The sequence below is a fragment of the Sphingomonas sp. CCH5-D11 genome, from assembly GCF_001557395.1.
In the GTDB taxonomy this organism is placed as follows: Bacteria; Pseudomonadota; Alphaproteobacteria; order Sphingomonadales; family Sphingomonadaceae; genus Sphingomonas.
Genome location: NZ_LSKH01000133.1, coordinates 1 through 722 on the forward strand (window position 1 = coordinate 1; position 722 = coordinate 722).

1 protein-coding gene is annotated in these 722 nt (G+C 67.0%); it reads right to left on the reverse strand.

Features of this window, described 5'->3' with window-relative positions; translation table 11 throughout:
• The coding region (locus tag AX702_RS08830; protein ID WP_197420537.1) for an acyl-CoA dehydrogenase family protein at positions 1–722 on the reverse strand (722 nt) is incomplete at both ends.

The following is a 722-nucleotide window of genomic DNA, read 5'->3' on the forward strand; positions in this document are numbered from 1 at the left end:
ATCCCGTAGCGCGCACGATTGAGGCAGCCGAACGGGCCCTTCAGCCCCTGCACCTCGGGGAGCAAAGCCTCCTCGCCGACCTCGACATCCTCCAGCACGATCATGCCGGTGATCGACGCGCGGAGCGAGAGCTTGCCCTCGATCTTGGGCGCCGACAGCCCCTTCATGCCTTTTTCGAGGACGAAGCCGCGAATGCCGCCGCCATGCGCGTCGCTCTTCGCCCAGACGACGAACACGTCGGCGATGGGAGAGTTGGAGATCCACGTCTTCGCGCCGTTCAGGACATAGCCGCCGTCGGTCTTGACCGCGCGGGTCTTCATGCCGCCGGGATCGGAGCCGGCGTCGGGCTCGGTGAGGCCGAAGCAGCCGATCCATTCGCCGCTGGCGAGCCTGGGCAGGTACTTCCGCTTCTGCTCCTCCGAGCCATAGGCGTGGATCGGATACATGACGAGGCTCGACTGGACGCTCATCATCGAGCGATAGCCCGAGTCGATCCGCTCCACCTCGCGCGCGACGAGGCCGTAGGCGACATAGCTCGCGCCGACGCCGCCGTACTCCTCGGGGATCGTCGGGCCGAGCAGGCCCAGTTCGCCCATCTCGCGGAAGATCGCCGGGTCGGTAACCTCGTTGGCGAACGCGTCGATGATCCGGGGCGCGAGCTTTTCCTGCGCATAGGCGCGCGCGGTATCGCGCACCATCCGCTCGTCCTCGCTCAGCTGCTC